Source organism: Brevundimonas sp., from assembly GCF_047617075.1.
Lineage (GTDB): Bacteria > Pseudomonadota > Alphaproteobacteria > Caulobacterales > Caulobacteraceae > Brevundimonas.
The window spans coordinates 135,019-155,746 of sequence record NZ_JBLGCI010000004.1; the positions used below are offsets into that span (position 1 = coordinate 135,019).

At 68.1% G+C, this 20,728-nt stretch carries 17 protein-coding genes; 7 read left to right on the forward strand and 10 right to left on the reverse strand.

The genetic code is table 11. The features are described 5' to 3' along the window. Nucleotides 1-185: 185 nt before the first annotated feature. Nucleotides 186-818, forward strand: coding sequence for a DUF938 domain-containing protein (locus ACI8U3_RS05760; protein ID WP_415013904.1), 633 nt, complete (start codon nt 186-188; stop codon nt 816-818). A gap of 9 nt (nt 819-827) precedes the next feature. Here ACI8U3_RS05760 and ACI8U3_RS05765 read toward each other — a convergent pair whose 3' ends face one another. Continuing rightward, nucleotides 828-1,331: a hypothetical protein gene (locus ACI8U3_RS05765; RefSeq protein ID WP_415013905.1), complete on the reverse strand. Its 504-nt coding sequence runs from the start codon at nt 1,329-1,331 to the stop codon at nt 828-830. Between the two features lie 245 nt (nt 1,332-1,576). Here ACI8U3_RS05765 and ACI8U3_RS05770 point away from each other — a divergent pair, with 245 nt between their 5' ends. After that, on the forward strand, nt 1,577-2,347 hold the full coding sequence (locus ACI8U3_RS05770; protein ID WP_415013906.1) for a pseudouridine synthase: 771 nt from the start codon (nt 1,577-1,579) through the stop codon (nt 2,345-2,347). Here the strand turns inward: ACI8U3_RS05770 and ACI8U3_RS05775 are convergent. The 4 genes from ACI8U3_RS05775 to ACI8U3_RS05790 all read right to left on the reverse strand — a co-directional run bounded on the left by ACI8U3_RS05775 (nt 2,344) and on the right by ACI8U3_RS05790 (nt 5,668). Continuing rightward, complete coding sequence (locus ACI8U3_RS05775; protein ID WP_415013907.1) at nt 2,344-3,372, reverse strand: M48 family metallopeptidase; 1,029 nt, start codon at nt 3,370-3,372, stop codon at nt 2,344-2,346. The genes ACI8U3_RS05770 and ACI8U3_RS05775 overlap by 4 nt on opposite strands. A 6-nt stretch (nt 3,373-3,378) precedes the next feature. Continuing rightward, nucleotides 3,379-3,948, reverse strand: a complete 570-nt coding sequence (locus ACI8U3_RS05780) for a LemA family protein (RefSeq protein WP_415013908.1) — start codon at nt 3,946-3,948, stop codon at nt 3,379-3,381. Nucleotides 3,949-4,059: 111 nt separating this feature from the next. Further along, nucleotides 4,060-4,647, reverse strand: coding sequence for a hypothetical protein (locus tag ACI8U3_RS05785; RefSeq protein ID WP_415013909.1), 588 nt, complete (start codon nt 4,645-4,647; stop codon nt 4,060-4,062). Between the two features lie 55 nt (nt 4,648-4,702). Continuing rightward, nucleotides 4,703-5,668 (reverse strand): M28 family peptidase, encoded by a 966-nt coding sequence (locus ACI8U3_RS05790; RefSeq protein ID WP_415013910.1) that lies wholly within the window; start codon nt 5,666-5,668, stop codon nt 4,703-4,705. 139 nt (nt 5,669-5,807) lie between these two features. On the opposite strand from ACI8U3_RS05790, the gene ligA reads away from it, so the two are divergent. Beyond that, nucleotides 5,808-8,126 (forward strand): NAD-dependent DNA ligase LigA, encoded by a 2,319-nt coding sequence (gene ligA / locus ACI8U3_RS05795; RefSeq protein WP_415013911.1) that lies wholly within the window; start codon nt 5,808-5,810, stop codon nt 8,124-8,126. Between the two features lie 6 nt (nt 8,127-8,132). On the opposite strand, the gene fabD is transcribed toward ligA, so the two are convergent. After that, nucleotides 8,133-9,089: an ACP S-malonyltransferase gene (gene fabD, locus ACI8U3_RS05800; protein WP_415013912.1), complete on the reverse strand. Its 957-nt coding sequence runs from the start codon at nt 9,087-9,089 to the stop codon at nt 8,133-8,135. A 118-nt stretch (nt 9,090-9,207) separates the two neighbouring features. On the opposite strand from fabD, the gene ACI8U3_RS05805 reads away from it, so the two are divergent. Both ACI8U3_RS05805 and ACI8U3_RS05810 read left to right on the forward strand, forming a co-directional pair. Continuing rightward, a complete protein-coding gene (locus ACI8U3_RS05805; RefSeq protein WP_415013913.1) occupies nt 9,208-9,813 on the forward strand; it encodes a DUF998 domain-containing protein in 606 nt (201 codons plus the stop codon). A gap of 36 nt (nt 9,814-9,849) precedes the next feature. After that, nucleotides 9,850-11,280 (forward strand): alkaline phosphatase PhoX, encoded by a 1,431-nt coding sequence (locus tag ACI8U3_RS05810; RefSeq protein WP_415013914.1) that lies wholly within the window; start codon nt 9,850-9,852, stop codon nt 11,278-11,280. On the opposite strand, the gene mfd is transcribed toward ACI8U3_RS05810, so the two are convergent. Both mfd and ACI8U3_RS05820 read right to left on the reverse strand, forming a co-directional pair. Continuing rightward, nucleotides 11,277-14,723, reverse strand: a complete 3,447-nt coding sequence (mfd, locus tag ACI8U3_RS05815) for a transcription-repair coupling factor (protein WP_415013915.1) — start codon at nt 14,721-14,723, stop codon at nt 11,277-11,279. The two genes, ACI8U3_RS05810 and mfd, sit on opposite strands and share 4 nt — an antisense overlap. Then, nucleotides 14,723-15,034 (reverse strand): succinate dehydrogenase assembly factor 2, encoded by a 312-nt coding sequence (locus ACI8U3_RS05820; protein WP_415013916.1) that lies wholly within the window; start codon nt 15,032-15,034, stop codon nt 14,723-14,725. Before ACI8U3_RS05820 ends, mfd begins: the two co-directional genes overlap by 1 nt. Before the next feature lie 81 nt (nt 15,035-15,115). On the opposite strand from ACI8U3_RS05820, the gene recG reads away from it, so the two are divergent. Then, complete coding sequence (gene recG / locus ACI8U3_RS05825; protein ID WP_415013917.1) at nt 15,116-17,179, forward strand: ATP-dependent DNA helicase RecG; 2,064 nt, start codon at nt 15,116-15,118, stop codon at nt 17,177-17,179. On the opposite strand, the gene ACI8U3_RS05830 is transcribed toward recG, so the two are convergent. Then, nucleotides 17,125-18,273, reverse strand: coding sequence for a DUF3089 domain-containing protein (locus tag ACI8U3_RS05830; RefSeq protein WP_415013918.1), 1,149 nt, complete (start codon nt 18,271-18,273; stop codon nt 17,125-17,127). The genes recG and ACI8U3_RS05830 overlap by 55 nt on opposite strands. Nucleotides 18,274-18,279: 6 nt before the next feature. Further along, nucleotides 18,280-19,143 carry a 3-deoxy-8-phosphooctulonate synthase gene (gene kdsA / locus ACI8U3_RS05835; RefSeq protein ID WP_415013919.1) on the reverse strand — a complete coding sequence of 288 codons (864 nt, stop codon included), beginning with the start codon at nt 19,141-19,143 and terminating at the stop codon, nt 18,280-18,282. Nucleotides 19,144-19,266: 123 nt separating this feature from the next. Between kdsA and ACI8U3_RS05840 the strand changes: the two genes are divergently transcribed. Continuing rightward, nucleotides 19,267-20,721, forward strand: a complete 1,455-nt coding sequence (locus ACI8U3_RS05840; RefSeq protein ID WP_415013920.1) for a cryptochrome/photolyase family protein — start codon at nt 19,267-19,269, stop codon at nt 20,719-20,721. Nucleotides 20,722-20,728: the final 7 nt, after the last annotated feature.

A 20,728-nucleotide genomic window follows, 5' to 3' on the forward strand; every position in this document is an offset into this window, starting at 1 on the left:
TCCCAGGCCCGGCGATCTGTCGCCGCCATGGCCTCACGACGATCACGCCGTGTTACATGCTGGCAGAAACACCCCTTCTGACGCGGCGTCAACCGGCGCAAGAATCCACCCCCGGGCGGCGCGGTTAGGCGACAAACAGGGCTTTTCCGTTCGCGGGAGGGCGCGTCGGCGGCTAATGAGTAACCATGCAGACCATGGATTCCATCACCGCCCTGCCCGACGGCGCCGCGTCCTCACCGGCCGCGAGCCGCAACGTGGAGCCCATCCTGAATGTGCTGAGGGCGCACCTGCCCGCGCGCGGCCGTGTGCTGGAAATCGCTTCGGGCAGTGGCGAACACGCACTCGCCTTCGCCCGCGCCTTGTCCGGTCTGGACTGGTCGCCCAGCGACCCGTCGCAGGACGCCCGCACCAGTATCGCCGCCTGGCGGAAAACGGCGGGCCCGGAGAATCTAAAGCCCCCGCTGGCCCTCGACGCCGCCGACCCGGCCATATGGCCGGAGGGACCATTCCACGCCGTGGTCTGCATCAACATGGCGCACATCAGCCCGTGGGCCGCGACCGATGGCCTGATACGCGGCGCGGCGCAGGTGCTGGTCCCCGGAGGCCTGCTTTATCTGTATGGTCCCTGGCGCGAGGCCGACGTCCCGCTGGCGCCGTCCAACGCGGAATTCGACCAGAATCTGAAAGCCCGCAACCCCGAGTGGGGATTGCGGGCTCTAGAAGACGTCTCAGCGCTGGCTCGCGATCACGGCCTGCGTCTGACCCTGCGGGTCGAGATGCCGGCCAACAACCTGAGCCTGCTGCTGCGCAAGGCCTAGCCCAAAGGCTTAACCCAGGGTCTGGGCGACCAGAGCCAGTTGCTCGCGCGTCATCAGCGGGGTCGCGCCCTCGCTGTCGATCACCGCGCCGGGCGCTTCCGCCAGGCTGGCCGGATCAATGTCCATGGCCCTCGCCGCCTGAAGCACACCTTCACCGAACGCCAGAACCGTCATGCCGTTCGCGCGCGCCGTGGTGATCATCTTGGCGACCTTCTCCTCGGCCGCCGGGTCCGGCGCGCCGCCCGGGATGACCAGACCGGCGACAGAGCCTTGCTCGATGTCGCTCATCTGGGCCGTCGGCAGGACGGTCACACCGCCGACCGACAGGCTGGCGTCTCCGGTGGAGATCGGCGCCATGGACAGGCCTTCGTACTGCATCATCTGCTCGACATCGCCCAAGGGGCCGAAGTTCATCGAGCGGCGCATGGCCAGGCCCACACGGGCGCGAATGGGCGTGCGACGAAATCCGCCGCGGGGTTTTCCAGATTTACCGGCGTTGCGTTGAGCGTTCATGCTTCTCCTGAAAGGTTGATCTCAAGTCGACGGACAGCACGACGCCGTCCATTTCCTCACGCTTTCGTGTCAAAGACACGAAAATGACGGCGTGAACCGCCGCCGCGTCAGGCGCGGGGCGGGACAAGACAATCCGTCATGTGGATGCCTTCTGATATAGGTCTTCGGCCCTTCGGGTCAACCGCTCAGCCTTGCCGTGAGGCGTGCGCCTCGCCAAAAGAAGCCTCCTTCACCACGGATCGACCATGGCCTTCACCCGCACCTATGACGGCGACGAACCCGTCCGCATCAACAAGTGGCTGGGCCAGACCGGCGTCTGTTCGCGCCGAGAAGCCGAAGGCCTCATCGGCCAGGGGCTGGTGCGCATCGACGGCGAGGTGGTCACCGACGCGGGCCGCAAGATCCAGCCGGGGCAAACCCTGATTCTCAGCGACGCCGCCGAGGCGGAACTGGCGTCTGGCGTCACGATCGTCCTGCACAAGCCCGTCGGCTACGTCTCGGGCCAGCCGGAGCCCGGCAAAATCCCGGCGGTGCGGCTGCTGACCGGCGCCAACCGCATTGGTGCGGGCCAGACCCCGGCGAAGGACGCTTCCCTGCCCCCCATCGGACGACTGGACGAGGATTCACGGGGCCTGCTGCTGCTGTCCACTGACGGCGTCGTGGCAAAGGCCGTGATCGGCCCGCAGTCCGAGCTGGACAAGGAGTATCTGGTCACGGTCCGGGGGCCCATCACTGAACGCAAGCTTAGCCTGCTGCGTCACGGCCTCGAGCTGGACGACCGCCAGCTGAAGCCCGCCCGCGTCACCGTTGTGCAGGGTCAGACGATGCGCTTCATCCTGACCGAAGGGCGAAACCGCCAGATCCGGCGCATGTGCGATCTTGTGGAACTACGCGTCACCGACCTGCACCGCATCCGCATCGGTCCGCTGGCGCTCGGCGATCTTCCCGAAGGGAAATGGCGCGTGCTTACCGCTGACGAGCGCTCGGCGCTGATCCGCGGCTCCACCGCGCGTTAGGTCGGGGGCACTGCGGTGGTCGGGGCGCCGCGAGCCTCAACGGGCGGCAGATCCCGCCCGCCCGCGAACCGCACTAGGGCGTCGATGCGTTTCTCGATCGGAGGGTGCGTGGCGAACAGGCCTGCGAAGCCGGCGCCCTTCTCCTGATTGTCCAGGAACATGCCGCGCAGTTCGTCAGGCGCTTCCAGCTTCGACTGACCCGACACCTTGCGCAGGGCCGAGATCATGGCGTCGGGGTTCTTGGTCAGCTCGGCCGCGCCCGCGTCGGCCACATATTCGCGGGTGCGCGACAGCATCATGCGGATGACCGCCGCCAGCACGAAGCCGATCACGGCGATAGCCAGGCCGATCAGGATCAGCGGCCCGGCGTTCTTGTTGTTGCCGCCACGCCCGCCGCGCGAGAAGAACAGGCCCCGGAACACCAGCTCGGCCATGACGCTGATGATGCCGGCGAAGATCGAGGCGATCACCATGGTGCGCACGTCCTTGTTGATGACGTGGGTCAGTTCGTGGGCCAGCACCGCTTCCATCTCGTCCCGGTCCAGGGCGCCCATCAGGCCGCGCGTGACGGTGACGGAATAGCGCCCTTCGTGCAGGCCCGAGGCGTAGGCGTTCAGTTCCTGCCGCTCGATGATGCGCAGGGTTGGGGTGCGCATGCCTCGCGAGATGGAGAGGTTTTCCAGCAGGTTGTAGAGCTCGGGCTCATCGCGCCGCTCCACCTTCCTGGCGCCGGTCATGGCGTCGATCATGGCCTGGCTGCCGAAATAGGAGATGGCGAACCAGACGGCGGCGACGATCAGAGCCGTCGGCACGGTCCAGCCCAGCATCGAGCCGGCCAGGGCCATGTCGTCGCCGAGGGTTCCGCCCGAGTTGGGGATGACCCCGAACCCCATCAGCACCAGCTGCAGCCCGTACAGGATCACCACCAGCAGCACCGGGAACCCGGCCAGCAGCAGGATCGAGCGGGTGTTGTTGGCCCAGATGTGGGTCTTGAGCCCGACGGCCTGACCGTAAAAAGCGGCCATGATCCCTTAGAACTTCACCTGCGGCGGGGCGGCGTTCATGGCCGCGCGATCCGCCTCGCCGAGATCGAAGAAGGGCTTGTCCGAGCCGAAGCCCACCACGGCGGCGAACAGCACGGTCGGGAACTGGCGACGCACGGCGTTGAACTCGGCCACGGCGTTGTTGAAGAACCGGCGGGCGGCGGCCAGCTTGTTCTCGATGTCCGACAGCTCGTTCTGCAGCTGCAGGAAGTTGGTGTTGGCCTTCAGGTCCGGATAGGCCTCGGCCACCGCGAACAGACGCCCGAGGGCGGCGGTCAGCATGTTCTCGGCCTGGACCTTCTCGTTGACGCTGCCGGCGCCCTGGGCGGCGGCGCGGGCCTGGGTGACGGCCTCCAGCGTGCCGCGCTCATGGCCCGCGTAGCCCTTCACGGCCTCCACTAGATTGGGGATCAGATCCTGACGCTGACGCAGTTGCACGTCGATGTCGGCGAACGCCTGATCCGCGCCCTGATCCAGCGCCACCAGCTTGTTGTAGGCGCCGACGACGAGAAACAGCAGAACGACGACGATGACGCCGATGATGATCCAGGTGATCATGAAGGTTACCTCCTGTGTGAAAGGCATTATCGCGTGAATGGGCGCCCGACCCCAAGTGAAATCGAGGTCAGGAATGCAAATGCCGCGGAGCCGCCCCTCGTTTAAAACCCGTCAGTCGCCCATCCACCAGCGGAACTGCTGGCCTTCGAACACGCGCTCGCCGACAGTCAGGGTTCCGGTGAGCACCGGCCCCTCGCTGGCGCCGAGGTTGCGACGGGCCAGCCCCAGCGCGTCGCCGTCCAGTTCCGCCTCCAGCGTGATGATGCCCACCTCCGGCGACCGGCCCTGGAACCGCACACCCGTGTCGGTGATCTCATAGGCCTCGGGAAGAACCCGCGCGGTTTCGGAATAGTACTCCTGCCCCAATTCGTTCACGCCTGTCGGGCTGGCCAAATTGTCGAACTCGACCATGATCGGGCCATAGGCATCGCTGCGCTCGCCGCCCTCCCAGGCGTCCATGTCGCTTTCCAGCAGCACGCTGATGTTACGAAGACGCCAGCTCCCGACCTGAACGGGGGTCGCCGGCATGTAATAGCCCGAGACATCCTGGCTAATCTCGTGGCTGAAGCCGCTGAGCCATTCAGACGCCTCCGGCGCCTCAGCTTCGACCGGCTCCGCTTCCACGGGCGGCTCGGCCGTCTGCCGTTCACAGGCGGCGACAGCCAGGGCCGCAGCCCCGACGATGATCCATTTGCGCATGACAGTCCCCCTCGCTTGACGCGTAAGGAAAGGAAGCACCCCTCGCCGCCGTCGTCTACCGCGCCAGACCCTGGTCCATGGCGCGGAAGCCCTGAACGATCAGCTCGGTGGCGGCGATGAAGCGGGCCGGCTCGACCCGTTCATAGTCGTCGGTCGGCTCGTGATAGTCGGGATGGAAGTCCACGCCGAAATAGACGAACGGAATGCGCTCCCGATGAAACACGGCGTGGTCCGAGCTGTTGACCCAGTTGTCCGCGCCCGTGTCGCTGGGCGTATCCTTGCCCATGACCAGCCGCACGCTGCCCACCGGCTGGATGGGCTCCAGCATCGGGCGCAGCTGCGGATACTGCCAGGTCCCGGTGGCCCACAGATAGCCGTCGTCCACCCGCGCGGTCATGTCCAGATTGACGTTCAGGGCGATGGACTCCAGCGGCACCGGCGGGCGCTGGATGAACTGGTCGGCCCCGATGAGGCCCCGCTCCTCCCCGTCCAGCGCCACGAACAGCACCGAGTGGGCCGGCGCCTCGGCCTTCAGTCGCGCGGCCAGCTCCAGCATGGACGCCACGCCCGAAGCGTTGTCGTCGGCGCCGTTGTACAGCCGCCCCTCGTAGGTGCCCATGTGGTCATAGTGCGCCGTGACCACGATGTAGCGGTCCGGCCGCGCAGTCCCGCGGATCAGGCCCACCACGTTCACCCCGTCATAGCTGACCGCCCCGATGCGGCTGCGGTTCGGCGCGCTCCATTCCTGCAGGCGCCCGGTCAGCGGCGCCTCGACGCCCAGCGCCTCCAGCCGAGCGACGATGTACTCGCGCGCCCGCTGACCGCCGGGCGAGCCGGTGTCGCGCCCCTCCATATCGTCGTGGGACAGGATGCGCAGGTCCTCCAGCAGTTGCCGCGACGCCGCCGGAATGGCGGGCGCCTCGACGGTCGTGGCGGCGTCCCCGCCAGCCGGAGGCGCGGCGGTCTCGCAAGACGCCAGGATCAGGGCGGCGACGGCGGCCGAAAGGACAGTAAGGCGCATCGGGAACTCCGTAAGGTTTCCATCCGCTCTAGCGGTTCGCGGACGCGTCGTCAGCTAAACGAACTGTCATTCAGCCTCGACCGATGACGCCGCCCGGCAAGGGCCCTAGATTGCGGCTCAATCAGCGGACGAATCCCCGATGCCTGACACCTCCGTCGAAAACCTGACCGAAGCCGAGGCGGCGGGCGAGCTGCAGCGCCTGGCCGAGGCCATCGCCCACCACGACCTGCTGTATCACGGCCAGGACGCGCCGGAGATCAGCGACGCCGACTATGACGCGCTCAAGGCCCGCAACGCCGCCATCGAGGCCCGCTTCCCCCATCTGGTCAGCGCGGATTCGCCGTCCCTGCGCGTCGGCGCTCCGGCCTCGACCCAGTTCGCGCCGGTGCGTCACGGCGCGCCCATGCTGTCGCTGGATAACGCCTTTGACGAGGGCGAGGTGCGCGAGTTCGCCGCCCGCGTGGCCCGATTCCTGAAGCTGCCCGGCGACGAGGTGGTGGCCTTCACCGCCGAGCCGAAGATCGACGGCCTGTCCGCCAGCCTGCTCTATGTGGACGGCGAACTGGTCACCGGCGCAACGCGCGGCGACGGCCGAACCGGCGAGGATGTCACCGCCAATCTGCGCACCATCGCCGAGATTCCACAGCGCTTGGCCGGCTCCGGCTGGCCCGACCGAATCGAGATCCGCGGCGAAGTTTACGCCCCCACCGAGGCCTTCGACGCCTTCAACGCCGCCGCCGAGGCGGACGGAAAGCGCACCTACGCCAACCCCCGCAATTTCGCCGCCGGCTCTTTGCGCCAGAAGGACCCGGCCATCACGGCCCAGCGCCCCCTGCACTTCTTCGCCTACGCCTGGGGCGAGTTCTCCGCCGACTTCGCCGAGACCCAGTGGGACGCCCTGCAAAAGCTCAAGGCCTGGGGCTTCCGCGTCAACGACCGCTCCAAGCGGGTCGAGGGCGCCGAAGAACTCATGGCGCTGTATCGCAGTCTGGAGACCGACCGCGCCACCCTCGGCTATGACATCGACGGCGTGGTCTACAAGGTCGACCGGCTGGACTGGCAGAAGCGCCTCGGCTTCGTCGCCCGCAGTCCCCGCTGGGCCGTCGCCCACAAGTTCCCGGCGCAGCAGGCCACCACGGTGCTGGAGGCCATCGACATCCAGGTTGGCCGCACCGGCTCCCTGACCCCCGTGGCCCGTCTGCACCCCGTCACCGTCGGCGGCGTGGTGGTGCGCAACGCCACCCTTCACAACGAGGACGAGATCGCCCGGCTGGACGTGCGCATCGGCGACACGGTGATCCTGCAGCGGGCCGGCGACGTCATCCCGCAGATCCTCGGCGTCGTCTCAGAAAAACGGCCCAAAACCGCGAAAGCTTTCGATTTTCCGGACCACTGCCCTGTCTGCGGTTCCGAAGCCGTGCGCGAGGGCGACGAGGTCAAGCGGCGCTGCACCGGCGGGTTGGTGTGCGAGGCCCAGATCATCGAGCGCCTCAAGCATTTTGTCAGCCGCCGCGCCTTCGACATTGAAGGTCTTGGGGAAAAACAGCTCACGGCCTTCCACGCTCGCGGCTGGATCAACGAGCCCGCCGACATCTTCCGCCTCGCCCGCGACGCCGAAAAGCTGGACGTGCTGCGCGAGGAAGACGGCTACGGCGAAACCAGCGTGGCCAATCTGGTCGCCGGCATCGACGCCCGCCGCACCATCGCCCTGGACCGCTTCCTGTTCGGACTGGGCATCCGCGATATCGGCGAGCAGACCTCGCTGGTTCTGGCCCGCGCCTACGAGACCTGGGACGCGCTCAAGGCCGCCTGCCTGGCCGCCGCCAAGGGCGTGCCCAGCGAGGCCTGGACCCGCCTGTCCGAAACCCACGCCGTATCGCCCCGCGTGCTGATCCTGATGGCCGAGGCGCGGCCGCCGGCCGAGGATCCATGGCCCGACGCGCCGCTGGACCAGAAGATCGCCCTCGCCTTCCCCGGCATGGCGGCGCCCGCCCGGCGCGGCCTCGCCGAACTGGCCGCCGACTGGCCCGCCATTGTCCAATGGGCCCGCGTGGCGCGTGAGGAAGGTCCCTCCGAGATCCTCAACCAGATCGCGGGCGTTTCCGGCGTCGGCCCCGTGGCCGCTCGCGAACTGGCACGCTTCTTCCATGAGCCGCACAACCTCGCCGTGGTCGCGGCGCTGGAAACCGAGCTGACAGCGATTGAAGCCGTCGAACGGCCGGTCCAGAACTCTCCCGTGTCCGGCAAGACCGTCGTCTTCACCGGCTCGCTGGAGCGCTTCACCCGCGACGAGGCCAAGGCCCGCGCGGAAAGCCTCGGGGCCAAGGTGTCCGGCTCCGTGTCGAAGAAAACCGACTACGTGGTCGCGGGCCCCGGCGCGGGTTCAAAGCTCAAGGACGCTGAGAAGCACGGCGTGACGGTGCTGACCGAGGACGAGTGGCTCGCCCTCATCGGCTGAGCCCCGTCACAGCGACCTGGCGAACGCTTCCAGCTCTTCCGGGCCGTTCAGAGCGACGCTTTCGGCGTCCGGGGCGATGCGCTTGGCCATGCCGGTCAGGACCTTGCCCGAACCGACCTCGGCGAATCGCTGCACGCCGCCTTCACCAGCCATCCATTCCATGGATTCGCGCCAGCGCACGCGGCCGGTGACCTGCTCCACCAGAAGGCGGCGGATGACTTCCGGATCTGTCTCGGGGCTGGCGGTGACGTTGGCGACCACCGGCACGACCGGCGCCACGATCTTCGCGTCGGCCAGGGCGTCGGCCATGGCCTGGGCCGCCGGCTGCATCAGGGGGCAGTGGAACGGCGCCGAGACGTTCAGCGGAATGGCGCGCGCGCCCAGCTCCTTGGCCTTCTCGATGGCCCGATCCACGGCGGCCTTCTCGCCGGAAATCACCACATTACCGTTGTTGTTGTCATTGGCCACGACGCAGACGCCCAGCGCCGAACCGGCCTTCGCCGCCTCCTCGGCCAGGGCCAGGTCGGACTTCGGCCCGATCAGCGAGGCCATGGCGCCCTTGCCCACCGGCACGGCCTTCTGCATCGACTGGCCGCGCAGCTTCAGCAGGCGCGCGGTGTCCGCCACCGACAGGGCGCCCGCCGCCGCCAGGGCCGAGTACTCACCCAGCGAATGACCCGCCACGAACGCGGCGCGCGACACGTCCACCCCGAACTCCACCTTCAGCGCCCGGATCACCGCCAGCGACACGGCCATCAGCGCCGGCTGGGCGTTTTCGGTCAGGGTCAGCTGATCCTCAGGCCCCTCGCGCATGATCATGCTGAGCTTCTGGCCCAGGGCGTCGTCCACTTCCTGAAACACCTCGCGCGCGGCGGGAAAGGCGTCGGCCAGCTGCGCGCCCATGCCCACGCTCTGGCTGCCCTGACCGGGGAAAAGAAGGGCCAGAAGGGGTCCTGCGGTCATGACATGTCTCCGTATGATTCCGGGCGCGAGGGGTAGGCCATGGGCCGGAAGCTGGCAAGCCGCCAGCTTTGCCGTATCATGGGTCTGGCGTGCCGCTAGAGACGCCGGAGACACAGCGATGAACCGTCTGACCGCAATGCTGGGGTTCGCCTATGTGGCGGTTATGGCGGGGGTGATCGTCGTCGGTCCCTTCGGCTATCCCGGGTACAATTCTCTCGGCCAGCACATCAGCGAAATGGGCGCGACCGGTGCGCCTGACGGGCCGCTGATCAGTACGCTGTTCATCGCCACCAGCGTGCTGCTGATCGCTTTCTGGCTGCTGTGTCTCAAAGCCCTGCCCTTCACTGGTTTGCGCGCGGCGGGCCTTATCCTTCTGGCCGCCAATGGAGCAGGCCTGCTCGGAGCGGGCGTCTATCCGTGTGACTTCGAGTGTGCGCGCAGCGACCCCAGCGTGGCCCAGCAACTGCACGACCTGTTCGGCGGCCTCGGCTATCTCAGCGGCGTGCTCGGCCTGTTCTTGTTGGCGCTTGGCCTGCGCAGTCTGGACGGCTGGTTGCGGCTGTTCCCGCTGGTCATGATCTGCGCTGTGGTCGCAGCGTTGAGCCTTCTTCTTATCGCCCCCGATTTCCCCTGGCACGGCGCCGCCCAGCGGGTGCTGGAGGCAAGCTTCATGATCGTGATCCTCGCGGTGGCGCTCCGCTTATGGCGTTCGTCCGCCCGCTGACATGAAACCGTGACCCGGGGTTGCTAGGACGCGGCCATGATCCAGTCCCGTCGCGCCTTCATGGCCTCCGCCACCGCCGCCGCCCTTTCCGCCTACGCCGCCCGCGCGCAAGCGGTCCAGCAGGGCCAGGTTCCCGCCGCACGTGGCTTCGTGGACGGCCCGTCCCGCAACGAGGTGTTCGGCTACGGCCCCATGCGGGCGGACCCCGAAGGCATTCTCGATCTGCCGGAGGGTTTCTCCTATCGCGTCATCTCGCGCGTGGGCCAGCGCATGGACGACGGTCTCGTGACCCCGGACAAGTTCGACGGCATGGGCTGTTTCGCTCTGGACGACGACCGAGTGGCTCTGGTGCGTAACCATGAGCTGGACCAGGAAGAAGCAAACCTCGGCGCCTTCGCACGGCCGGATCAGGACGACGACTTCAACTGGGACCGCATCTACGGCCGCCAGGCCGACGGCGCCCCGATCGCGGGCGGCACGTCCACGGTGGTCTACAACCTGCGCACCGGCCAGACCGAGCGCCAGCACCTGAGCCTGGCGGGCACCAACAACAACTGCGCCGGCGGCGTCACGCCATGGGGCTCGTGGCTGTCGTGCGAGGAGACCACGGACGGCGTGGCCGACGGCCTGCCCCAGGACCACGGCTGGGTCTTCGAGGTGCCCGCCGCCGACCGCCGGGCCGCCGAACCCCTGCCCATCCGCGCTATGGGCCGGTTCAAGCACGAGGCCGTGTGCATCGATCCGCGCACCGGCGTGGCCTATCTGACCGAGGATACGGGCGACAGCCTGTTCTACCGCTACCTGCCCAACGACCGGCGCAACCTGCATGCGGGTGGGCGGCTACAGGCCCTGGTGCTGATCGACGCCGAGCGTGGCGACACCCGCAACTGGCACGGCCACTACTGGAGCCAGGGCGAGCGCAAGGCCGTGCGCTGGATCGACATGGACGGGGTGGAGAGCCCCGACGCCGACCTGAACCTGCGCGGCCATGCGGCGGGCGCTGCGGTGTTCGCGCGCGGCGAGGGCGTCCATTGGGCGGGCGACCACCTGTACTTCACCTGCACCTCGGGCGGCCCGGCCGAGTGCGGCCAGATCATGCGCTATGATCCCAGCCGCTTCGAGGGCCAGTCCGGCGAGGCGGATGAGCCGGGCCACCTGACCCTGTTCGTGGAGTCCGGCGACCGGGCGGTGCTGGATTATGTGGACAACATCACCCTCGCCCCCAACGGCCACGTCATCGGCTGCGAGGACAAGCAGCGCGGCGTCCAGCACGTGAAGGGCGTCACGCCCGACGGCCGCGTCTACGCCATCGCGCGCAACGCCCTCGACATCGAGGAGCCGGGCGGATCGAACACCGAGTTCGCCGGGGCCTGCTGGTCGCCGGACGGGCGCGTCCTGTTCGTGAACCAGTATTCGCCGGGCCGCACCCTCGCCATCACCGGCCCCTGGGACGCGTTCAGGATCTAAGCGGTCGCCACCTTCGCCAGGGCCGCCGTCATGCGTTCGGCGGCCTTCAGGCGATCCTCCGGCGTGGGCCAGTCGCCCTTGACCACGATCTTCTGATCGGGACGGATTTTCCACGCGGCGGGGTTCTTCTGGATGATCCCCACCAGACCCATGGGGTTGGGGAAGCTGTCGTTCCTCAGAGTCAGCACGGCTCCCAGCGGGCCCATATCGATCTTGGCGATGTTGGCCGTGCGGCAGTTGGCCTTGATCTCCACGATGCGCAGCAACTGCGCCGCCTCGTCGGGCAGCGGGCCGAACCGGTCGATCAGTTCGGCGGCCAGGGCTTCGCGGTCCGTGGACTGCTCAGCGTCCGACAGGCGGCGATACAGGCTGAGGCGGACGTTGAGGTCCGGCACGTAATCTTCTGGAATAAGGACCGCCGCCCCGACATTGATCTGGGGTGACCAGCCGCGGTCCGGCGCTTGCTCGCCTTTCTCCCGCAGCTCGGCGACCGCGTCCTCCAGCATCTGCTGGTACAGCTCGACACCGACCTCGCGGATGTGGCCTGACTGTTCGTCGCCCAGCAGATTGCCGCCGCCGCGCTGGTCCAGATCGTGGCTGGCCAGCTGGAAGCCGGCGCCCAGATTGTCCAGCGACTGCAGCACCTGAAGGCGCCGTTCGGCCGACAGGGTCATGGGCTTCTTGGGATCAGTGGTCAGATAGGCGAAGGCGCGCGCCTTGGACCGGCCCACCCTTCCCCGGATCTGGTACAGCTGGGCCAGGCCGAACATGTCCGCCCGGTGCACGATCAGGGTATTGGCCGTGGGAATGTCCAGGCCCGATTCAACGATGGTGGTCGACACCAGCACGTCATAGGACCCGTCGTAGAAGGCGCCCATGACCTCTTCCAGCTGGGTCGGCGCCATCTGTCCGTGGCCGACCACGAACTTCACTTCGGGCACCTGTTCGCGCAGGAATTTCTCGATGTCCGGCAGGTCCGACAGGCGCGGCGCCACGTAATAGGCCTGGCCGCCGCGATACTTTTCGCGCAGCAGCGCCTCGCGCACCATCACCGGGTCCCACGGCGCCACATAGGTGCGCACGGCCAGACGGTCGACCGGCGGGGTGGCGATGATGGACATCTCGCGGATGCCGGTCAGGGCCATCTGCAAGGTGCGCGGAATGGGCGTGGCGGTCAGGGTCAGCAGGTGCACGTCCGCGCGCAGGTTCTTGAGCTTCTCCTTGTGCTTGACGCCGAAGTGCTGCTCCTCGTCCACGATCACCAGACCCAAGTTCTTGAACCCGACCTGTTCGGACAGCACCGCATGGGTGCCCACGATGATCTCGACTGAGCCGTCCTTCAGCCCGGCGCGGGTCTCGTTGGCTTCCTTGCCCGGCACCATGCGCGACAGCTGGCGCACCGTGACCGGCCAGCCGGCGAAGCGCTCGGTGAAGGTCTTGTAGTGCTGGCGCGACAACAGCGTGGTGGGGCAGACCACAGCCACCTGCATGCCGCTCATGGCCGCCACGAAGGCGGCGCGCAGGGCCACCTCGGTCTTGCCGAAGCCCACGTCGCCGCAGATCAGCCGGTCCATGGGCTGGCCCTTGCCCAGATCCTCCAGCACGTCGCCGATGGCGTTCAGCTGATCGTCCGTCTCCTCATAGGGGAAGCGGGCGCAGAATTCGTCGAACAGCCCCTGCGGCGGGGTCACCGCGTCGGTGGTGCGCAGGGCGCGCTTGGCGGCCAGGGCGATCAGCCCCTCGGCCATCTCGCGCAGACGTTCCTTGGCCTTGGCCTTGCGTCCCTGCCATCCGGCGCCGCCCAGTCGGTCCAGTTGAACGCCGTCGGAATCGGTCCCGTAGCGGGTCAGCAGGTCGATGTTCTCGACCGGCAGATACAGCTTCGACTCGCCCGCATAGAGCAGTTCCAGACAGTCGTGGGGCGCGTCCTGGATCTCGAGCGTCTTGAGCCCCTCATAGCGTCCGATGCCGTGATCCAGATGCACCACCAGATCGCCGGTGGTCAGGGCCGAGGCCTCGGCCAGGAAGTTCGACGCCCGGCGCTTGCGGCGCGGCCGCGCCAGACGGTCGCCCAGAATGTCGGTCTCGGAGATCACCGCCAGGTCGTCGGTGATGAAGCCGGTGTCCACCGGCAGCACCGCGCGCAGGTACAGTCCCTCCGGCGCCGCCTTCACATCGCGCCAGTCGCGCACGGCCACGATGTGATCCAGCCCGTGATCGGTCAGCATGGCGGACAGACGGTCGGACGAGCCCTCGGTCCACGAGGCGAACAGGACGCGCTGCCCTTGCCCTTTCAGACGCTTGGCGTGGTCGGCCACGGCGGCGAACAGATTGACGCTGTCCTGCGCCCGCTCGGCGGCGAAGTTGCGCCCCAGACGGCCGCCCGCTGCCTCGCCGTCCCGCTGGAACGGGGTGAACCGCCGGATCGGTCGCGGCGCCAGAGCGGCGCGCCAATCCTCGTCATCCAGATACAGCCGGTCCAGCGGCAGGGCGCGATAGGCCGATCCGCCCCGGCCCTGCGAGGCCTCGCGTCGGGACTCGTAGGCGTCGCGCGCCAGCGTCAACCGCTCGCCCCGCGCATCCTCCACATTGTGGTCGAGGAAGACGGGCGAACCCTCTGGCAGATAATCGAAAAAGGTCTCCATCCGCTCGTAGAACAGCGGTAGGAAATGCTCGGCGCCCTGACGCCGGGCGCCCGCGCTGACGGCGGCGTAGAGCGGATCATCGCCAGCCGCGCCGAACAGGTTCAGATAGCCCTGACGGAACCGCGAGATGGCGTCAGCATCCAGCAGCACCTCGGACACCGGCGACAACTCGACGGCCTTTAGTTGCTGCGTCGAGCGCTGGGTGGCCGGATCGAACGCGCGGATCGACTCCAGCTCCTGCCCGAACATGTCCAGGCGCACGGGCTCGTCGAAGCCCGGCGGGAATACGTCGATGACGCCGCCGCGAACGGCGTACTCGCCCCGCTCAGAAACGGTGGAGGCGCGCACATAGCCGTTGACGGCGAAATAGGCTTCCAGCGCCGCCGTATCCAGCTCGCGGCCAACGCGCGTTTCAAAAGCAGCGGCCGTGGTGGCCTCCCGCGGCGGCGTGCGCTGGGTCACCGCCCCGACCGTGGCGACGATCAGCAGCGGCGTCCGGTCTTTGGGATCGCGCCGCGCCAGCCGCGTGAGCGCGGCCATGCGCTGGGCCGACACCGCCGGCGTGGGGCTCATCCGGTCGTAGGGCAGACAGTCCCATGCTGGATATTCCAGCACTTCAACGTCATGGGCGAAAAAGCGGAATGCCTGAATGAAGGCGTTCGCCCGTGCGTAGTCCCGCGCCACGAACAGGGCCGCGCCGCCCGTCTCGGTCAGGTGCTCCGCCAGAACGCGGGCGTCCATACCCTCCGGCGTGCCCGACAACTCGTGGTCATCGACGGCGATGATCGAACCGTCCATCAGCCGATGCCCTTCTGCACCGCCACCGCCACATGCTCGGCCATGAACGCGCGGATGTCGGCCAGGACCGGCGTCTCGAACTCGGCCGGGGCCGGTTCACGCCCGATGATCCAGCCGTAGAGCGGCTGATCCTCATTGGTCATCAGGGCCTCCAGCTGATCCAGCTGATCGTCCGAGTAGGTCACGGCGACCCGGTCAACGAACGGGCCCAGCACCATGTCCGCCTCGCGGAAGCCCCGCCGCCAGGCGCGGAAGCTCAGGCGTTTCAGGCGCGCTTCACGCGCTTGCGGACGTGCGATTTCCTCGGCCACGGTCATTCCGTTCCGTCAAAACAAACAAGGGCGTTCACATAGCGTTCCCACAGGCGCTTCGCCACCGGCTATGTTCCTCAAATGCGGCCCGAGATTCTCTTTCCCCTGTTCGCCGAGGTCACGACCCTGAAGGGCGTGGGCGCCAAGGTCGCGCCCCAGATCACGAAGGTGGCCGGTCCGCTGGTGCGCGATCTGATGTTCCTGGCCCCCACCGGCCTGGTTCATCGCCGCGCCACCACGGCGGATCAGGCGCTGGAGGGCGAGGTGGCGATCCTGGACGTGATCGTTGACCGCCACATCCGTCCCCACAAGATCGGCGCCCCGTGGAAGGTGCGGGCCTCGGACCCCACCGGCTTCGTGCACCTGATCTGGTTCCGGGGCGGTCCGCATCTGGAGCGACTGCTCCCGCCGGGCGAGCGGCGCATCGTCAGCGGCAAGGTCGAAGTCTTCAACAACGAGATCCAGATTCTCCATCCCGATGTGGTCAAGGCCGAGGCCGCCGGCGACATCCCCCTCGCCGAGACGATCTATCCGTCGACCGAGGGGCTGGCGCGCCGCATCGTGCGCCGTCTGGCGCTGGAGGCGCTGAAAACCGCGCCGGAGCTGCCGGAATGGCAAGACCCCGCCTGGATAGAACGCAAGCGCTGGCCCGGCTGGCGCGCGGCGCTGGAGGTGCTGCACAATCCCCAGACCGAGGCCGACCTGTCGCCGGACGCCCCGCCGCGCCTTCGTCTGGCCTATGACGAACTGCTGGCGCACCAACTGGCCCTCGCCCGGCGCCGCCAGTCACGGCAAACCGTCGACGCCCCGGTCATCACGCCAGGCCCCGCCTCGGAACAGATGCTGGCCGCCCTGCCCTTCGACCTGACCGGCGCCCAGAAACAGGCCATCGTGGAAATCCGCGCCGATCTGGCCTCGGGCGAGCAGATGGGCCGTCTGCTGCAGGGCGATGTCGGCTCAGGCAAGACGGCGGTGGCGGCTATCGCCATGGCCGATGCGGCCGCCAGCGGGCGCCAGTCCGCCCTGATGGCGCCCACCGAGATTCTGGCCCGTCAGCACTACCAGCGCCTCGCCCCCATGCTGGAGAGCGCCGGCGTGCGCGCCGTGCTGCTGACCGGGCGCGATACGGCGGCGGAGCGGCGGCCCAAGCTGGCGGCTCTCGCGTCCGGCGATGCCCAGGTCGCCATCGGCACCCACGCCCTGTTTCAGGACGCCGTGGCCTTCCATGATCTGGCCCTCGCCGTCATCGACGAACAGCACCGCTTCGGCGTCAGCGAACGCCAGCGACTTCAGGCCAAGGGCAAGGGCGGGGTCCACCTCCTGACCATGTCCGCCACCCCCATTCCCCGCACGCTGGAGCTGACCCAGTACGGCGATCTGGACGTGTCCCGCCTGCGCGAGAAGCCGCCCGGCCGCACGCCGGTCACAACCGCTGTCCTCCCGCTGGCGCGCATCGAGGAAGTGGCCAACCGGCTCAAGGCGGCGGTGGCCGAGGGGGCGCAGGCCTACTGGATATGTCCGCTGGTGGCCGAGTCCGAGGCCGTGGATCTGGCGGCGGCCGAGGCCCGCGCCGTGGAGCTGCGCGCCCATCTGGGCCTGAACGTGGGCCTCGCCCACGGCCAGATGAACGGCGCCGACCGCGAAAGCGTCATGACCGCCTTCTCCGAGGGCCATGTGCCGGTGCTGGTGGCCACGACCGTTGTGGAGGTGGGTGTGGACGTGCCGAACGCCACCATCATGGTCATCGAGCACGCCGACCGCTTCGGCCTGGCCCAGCTGCACCAGCTGCGCGGCCGCGTGGGGCGCGGCTCGAAACAGAGCGCCTGCATCCTGCTGTACGGCGATCTGGGCGATGTGGCCCGCGAGCGGCTGGACGTCCTGCGCCGCTCGGAGGACGGCTTCGAGATCGCCGAGGAGGACTTCCGCCTGCGCGGCGGCGGCGATCCTCTGGGCCTGAAACAGAGTGGCTTTCCCGCCTACCGCTTCGCAGACCCGATCCGCCACCGAGAGCTGATCATGGCCGCATCCGACGACGCTCGTCTGATCCTGAATCGCGACCCGGACCTGACGTCAGAGCGCGGCAAGGCCGTTCAGGTGCTGGAGGCGCTGTTCGACTGGCGCGCGGACCGCCCTTCGGCGGACTGATCCCAAGCCCGCAGGCGCCGCTCCACATCGGCCTCAAGATCGGCATAGAACAGATTGTAGGACGCCGCTTTTCTACGATCCGCCCATGAGCCCGTCTGACGGAACGCGTCAGACTCCGGGCGGGAGTATCGCAGCACGCCGTCCTGGCACTGGACCGACACCTGCCGGTTCAGGAAGGCGGGGCGAACGCCCCACTCCAGGTCTGTGGCGTTGGCGCCGCCCAGATGCTCGCGCTGTTCGGCGTGGCGGTCCGTCAGCGTCCCCAGCACTGGATTGACGCAAAGGTAGGGCCGCTCCCCCAGCAGCTCCAGCGTGCCCTGCTCGGTCCAGGCCATGGCGCGCCGATCCAGCCGCCTCAGGGCTTCCTCGTCCATTTCGCGCACCTGAACCCAGGCGAAGACGCAGCCTGTCTCCGCCCGGTCGCGGCAGGCGGGCAGAGCCGCGGCCGGCCCGTATTCGTCGGCAGGAACCACCGCGTCCATCAGATAGGCCGCCACCAGACGCCCGCGCAGGCTTGCATCGGGAGCGACCCGCTCGCGCAGCAGCCGGGCGGCCAACTCCCCGCCCTGCTCTACGCCGGCGACGATGATGGGGCCGTCCGGGTTGCGCGTCAGCCAGGCGTCGAAGGCGGCGAGGACGTCCTGATAGGCGAAGGCCCGGGCCTCACGCGCATCCTCGCGGATAGTCAGGCGGGTGTAGAGGCTGGCCTGACGATAGAGTGGAACGCTCACCGCCCCCGACCGCGCGAACAGCGCGGCGTGATTGGGCAGGACCGAGCGCCTCAACCAGGCTTCAGCCCCGGGCTCGTCGATGGGCGCGTTCCAGTGATCACCGCCGTCATAGGTGGTGGGATGCACGAAGAAGACCGCAGGCTCACCCGTCGCGGCCTCCTCCAGCAGGGCCCAGGCCGAACGCTGGGCATAGTCGGGCGCGGGCGGCGGATCATAGGTCTGGAAAGGCACCTCGGGGTCCAGGCCCGAGCGCAGGATATCGCCGCGCCAGATCAGGATGGCGACAACAGCGAGGGTCACCAGCCCGATCAGCGCGCCGCCGATGATGCGGCGGATCAACAAACCGGAAGCGCGCTGGCTCAAGACGCCTTACGCCGCCTTCCGCGCCGCCTGGCGCTTGGCCAGGTCGTCGAAGGCGATCAGATCGGCGGCCAGAGCCTCGAACTGGTCCAGCGGCACCATGTTGGGGCCGTCCGAGGGCGCGTTGTCCGGATCCTGGTGGGTCTCCATGAATACCGCATCCACGCCCACGGCCACGGCGGCGCGCGCCAGAACGGGCACGAACTCGCGCTGGCCGCCCGAGGACGTGCCCTGCCCGCCCGGCTGCTGCACGCTGTGGGTGGCGTCGAACACCACCGGACAGCCGATGTCCCGCAGCACCGGCAGGGCGCGCATGTCCGACACCAGGGTGTTGTAGCCGAAGCTGGCGCCGCGCTCGCACGCCATGACGTTCGGGTTTCCGGCGCCCGTCACCTTGGCGATGACATTCTTCATGTCCCACGGGGCCAGGAACTGGCCCTTCTTGATGTTGATGGCCTTGCCCGTCTGCGCGGCGGCGATCAGCAGGTCCGTCTGGCGCGACAGGAATGCGGGGATCTGCAGCACATCCACCACTTCCCCGGCGATGCGGCACTGTTCTTCATTGTGCACGTCGGTCAGGACCGGCAGGCCCAGGGTCTCGCGAATCTCCGCGAAGATGGGCAGTGAGCCTTCGAGGCCAAAGCCCCGCGCCGCATTGGCCGAGGTGCGGTTCGCCTTGTCAAAGCTGGTTTTGTAGATGATCCCCACGTCCAGCCGCTCGCCGATCTCCTTCAGCGCTGACGCCATTTCCAGGGCGTGCTGTCGGCTTTCCAGCTGGCACGGTCCGGCGATGAAGACGATGCGGCCGCCTCCGCCGATGCGCACCGGACGCGACAGGCCCTGGGAGAGTTCGATCACAGCGTTGGGCTTCACGAAGGCAAATCCTTGTATGTTTTCAGCATGCGCGGCGTCCGCGCGCCGTTCATGACGTATCTATGCGGCGTTCAGGTGGCCTATGGGCCGCCGAAACGCAAGATTACCACGGAGACCGCCTGAGTGGCCAACGACACGCCTGCCCCCGTCATCGTCTGGTTCCGGCGCGATCTCAGGATCGCCGACAACCCCGCCCTGACCGAAGCGGCGGCGACCGGAACGCAGGTGATCCCTCTCTATATCCACGATGAGTCCCTGGACGGCCGCCCCATGGGCGCGGCGTCAAAATGGTGGCTGGACAAGTCCCTGCGCGCCCTGGCCGCCGACCTGAAGGATCGCGGCGCGTCACTGGTGCTGCGGTCCGGCGACGCCGAAGCGGTCTTGCGCGCGGTGATCAAGGAGACGGGCGCCCAGACCGTGCTGATGAACCGCATGTTCGAGCCCGCAGCGTGGGAGCAGGACGCCGAAATTGCGCACGGGCTGAAGGCGGACGGCGTGACCTGTCGCGGCTTCAACGGGACGATGCTGGCCCGGCCGGGCTCGGTCCGAACGGGTCAGGATGCCCCCTACAAGGTGTTCACCCCCTTCCTCAGGGCGCTGCTCGACGCCGCTGAGGAGCCCGCCCCCCGAGACGGACCGCGCACGCTGGACGGTGTCGAGGGTGTGAAAACCGAAACCATCGACGACTGGGGGCTGCACCCGGAAGGGCCGGATTGGTCGAAAGGGTTCGACTGGACCCCGGGCGAAGCGGGCGCTCGCGAGGCCTTGTCGCACTTTCTGGCGGGCCCGCTGAAGACCTACGGCGATGGCCGGGACATTCCCGGCGAGGACGGGACCAGCCGCCTGTCTCCGCATCTGCATTTCGGCGAGATCAGTCCGTGGCGCGCCGTCCGCGCGGCGCGTCAGGCCGCTGAGGATGGGCGGGTTTCGGGCAAACAGGCCGAAAAGTTCGTCAGCGAAGTGGGTTGGCGCGAGTTCTCGACCCACCTGCTGCACCAGTTTCCGTACATGGCCGAGCGCGCGTTCCGGCCCGAGTTCGACGCCATGGCCTGGCGCAACGACGCCAAGGGCCTGGAGGCCTGGAAACGCGGAATGACCGGCTATCCCATCGTGGACGCAGGGATGCGCCAGCTCTGGCGCACCGGCTGGATGCACAACCGCGTGCGCATGATCGTGGCGTCCTTCCTGATCAAGGACCTGCTCATCGACTGGCGCGAGGGAGAGGCGTGGTTCTGGGACACCCTTGTGGACGCCGACATGGGAAACAACATCCAAAACTGGCAATGGGTCGCCGGATCGGGTGCGGACGCCGCTCCGTACTTCCGCATTTTCAATCCTGTGACCCAGGGCGAGAAATTCGACGGGGACGGAAAGTATGTGCGACGCTGGATTCCTGAACTGGCCAGGCTGTCGGATCGCTGGATCCACGCGCCCTGGACCGCGCCGCGCGAGGTTCTGGACGGGGCGGGCGTCCGCCTGGGGCGTGACTATCCGGCGCCGATCGTCGACCATGCCAAGGCGCGACAGCGCGCCCTGGACGCTCTGGAGGACATCAAGTCCGCACGGGACAAGGACTGAGGGGAGG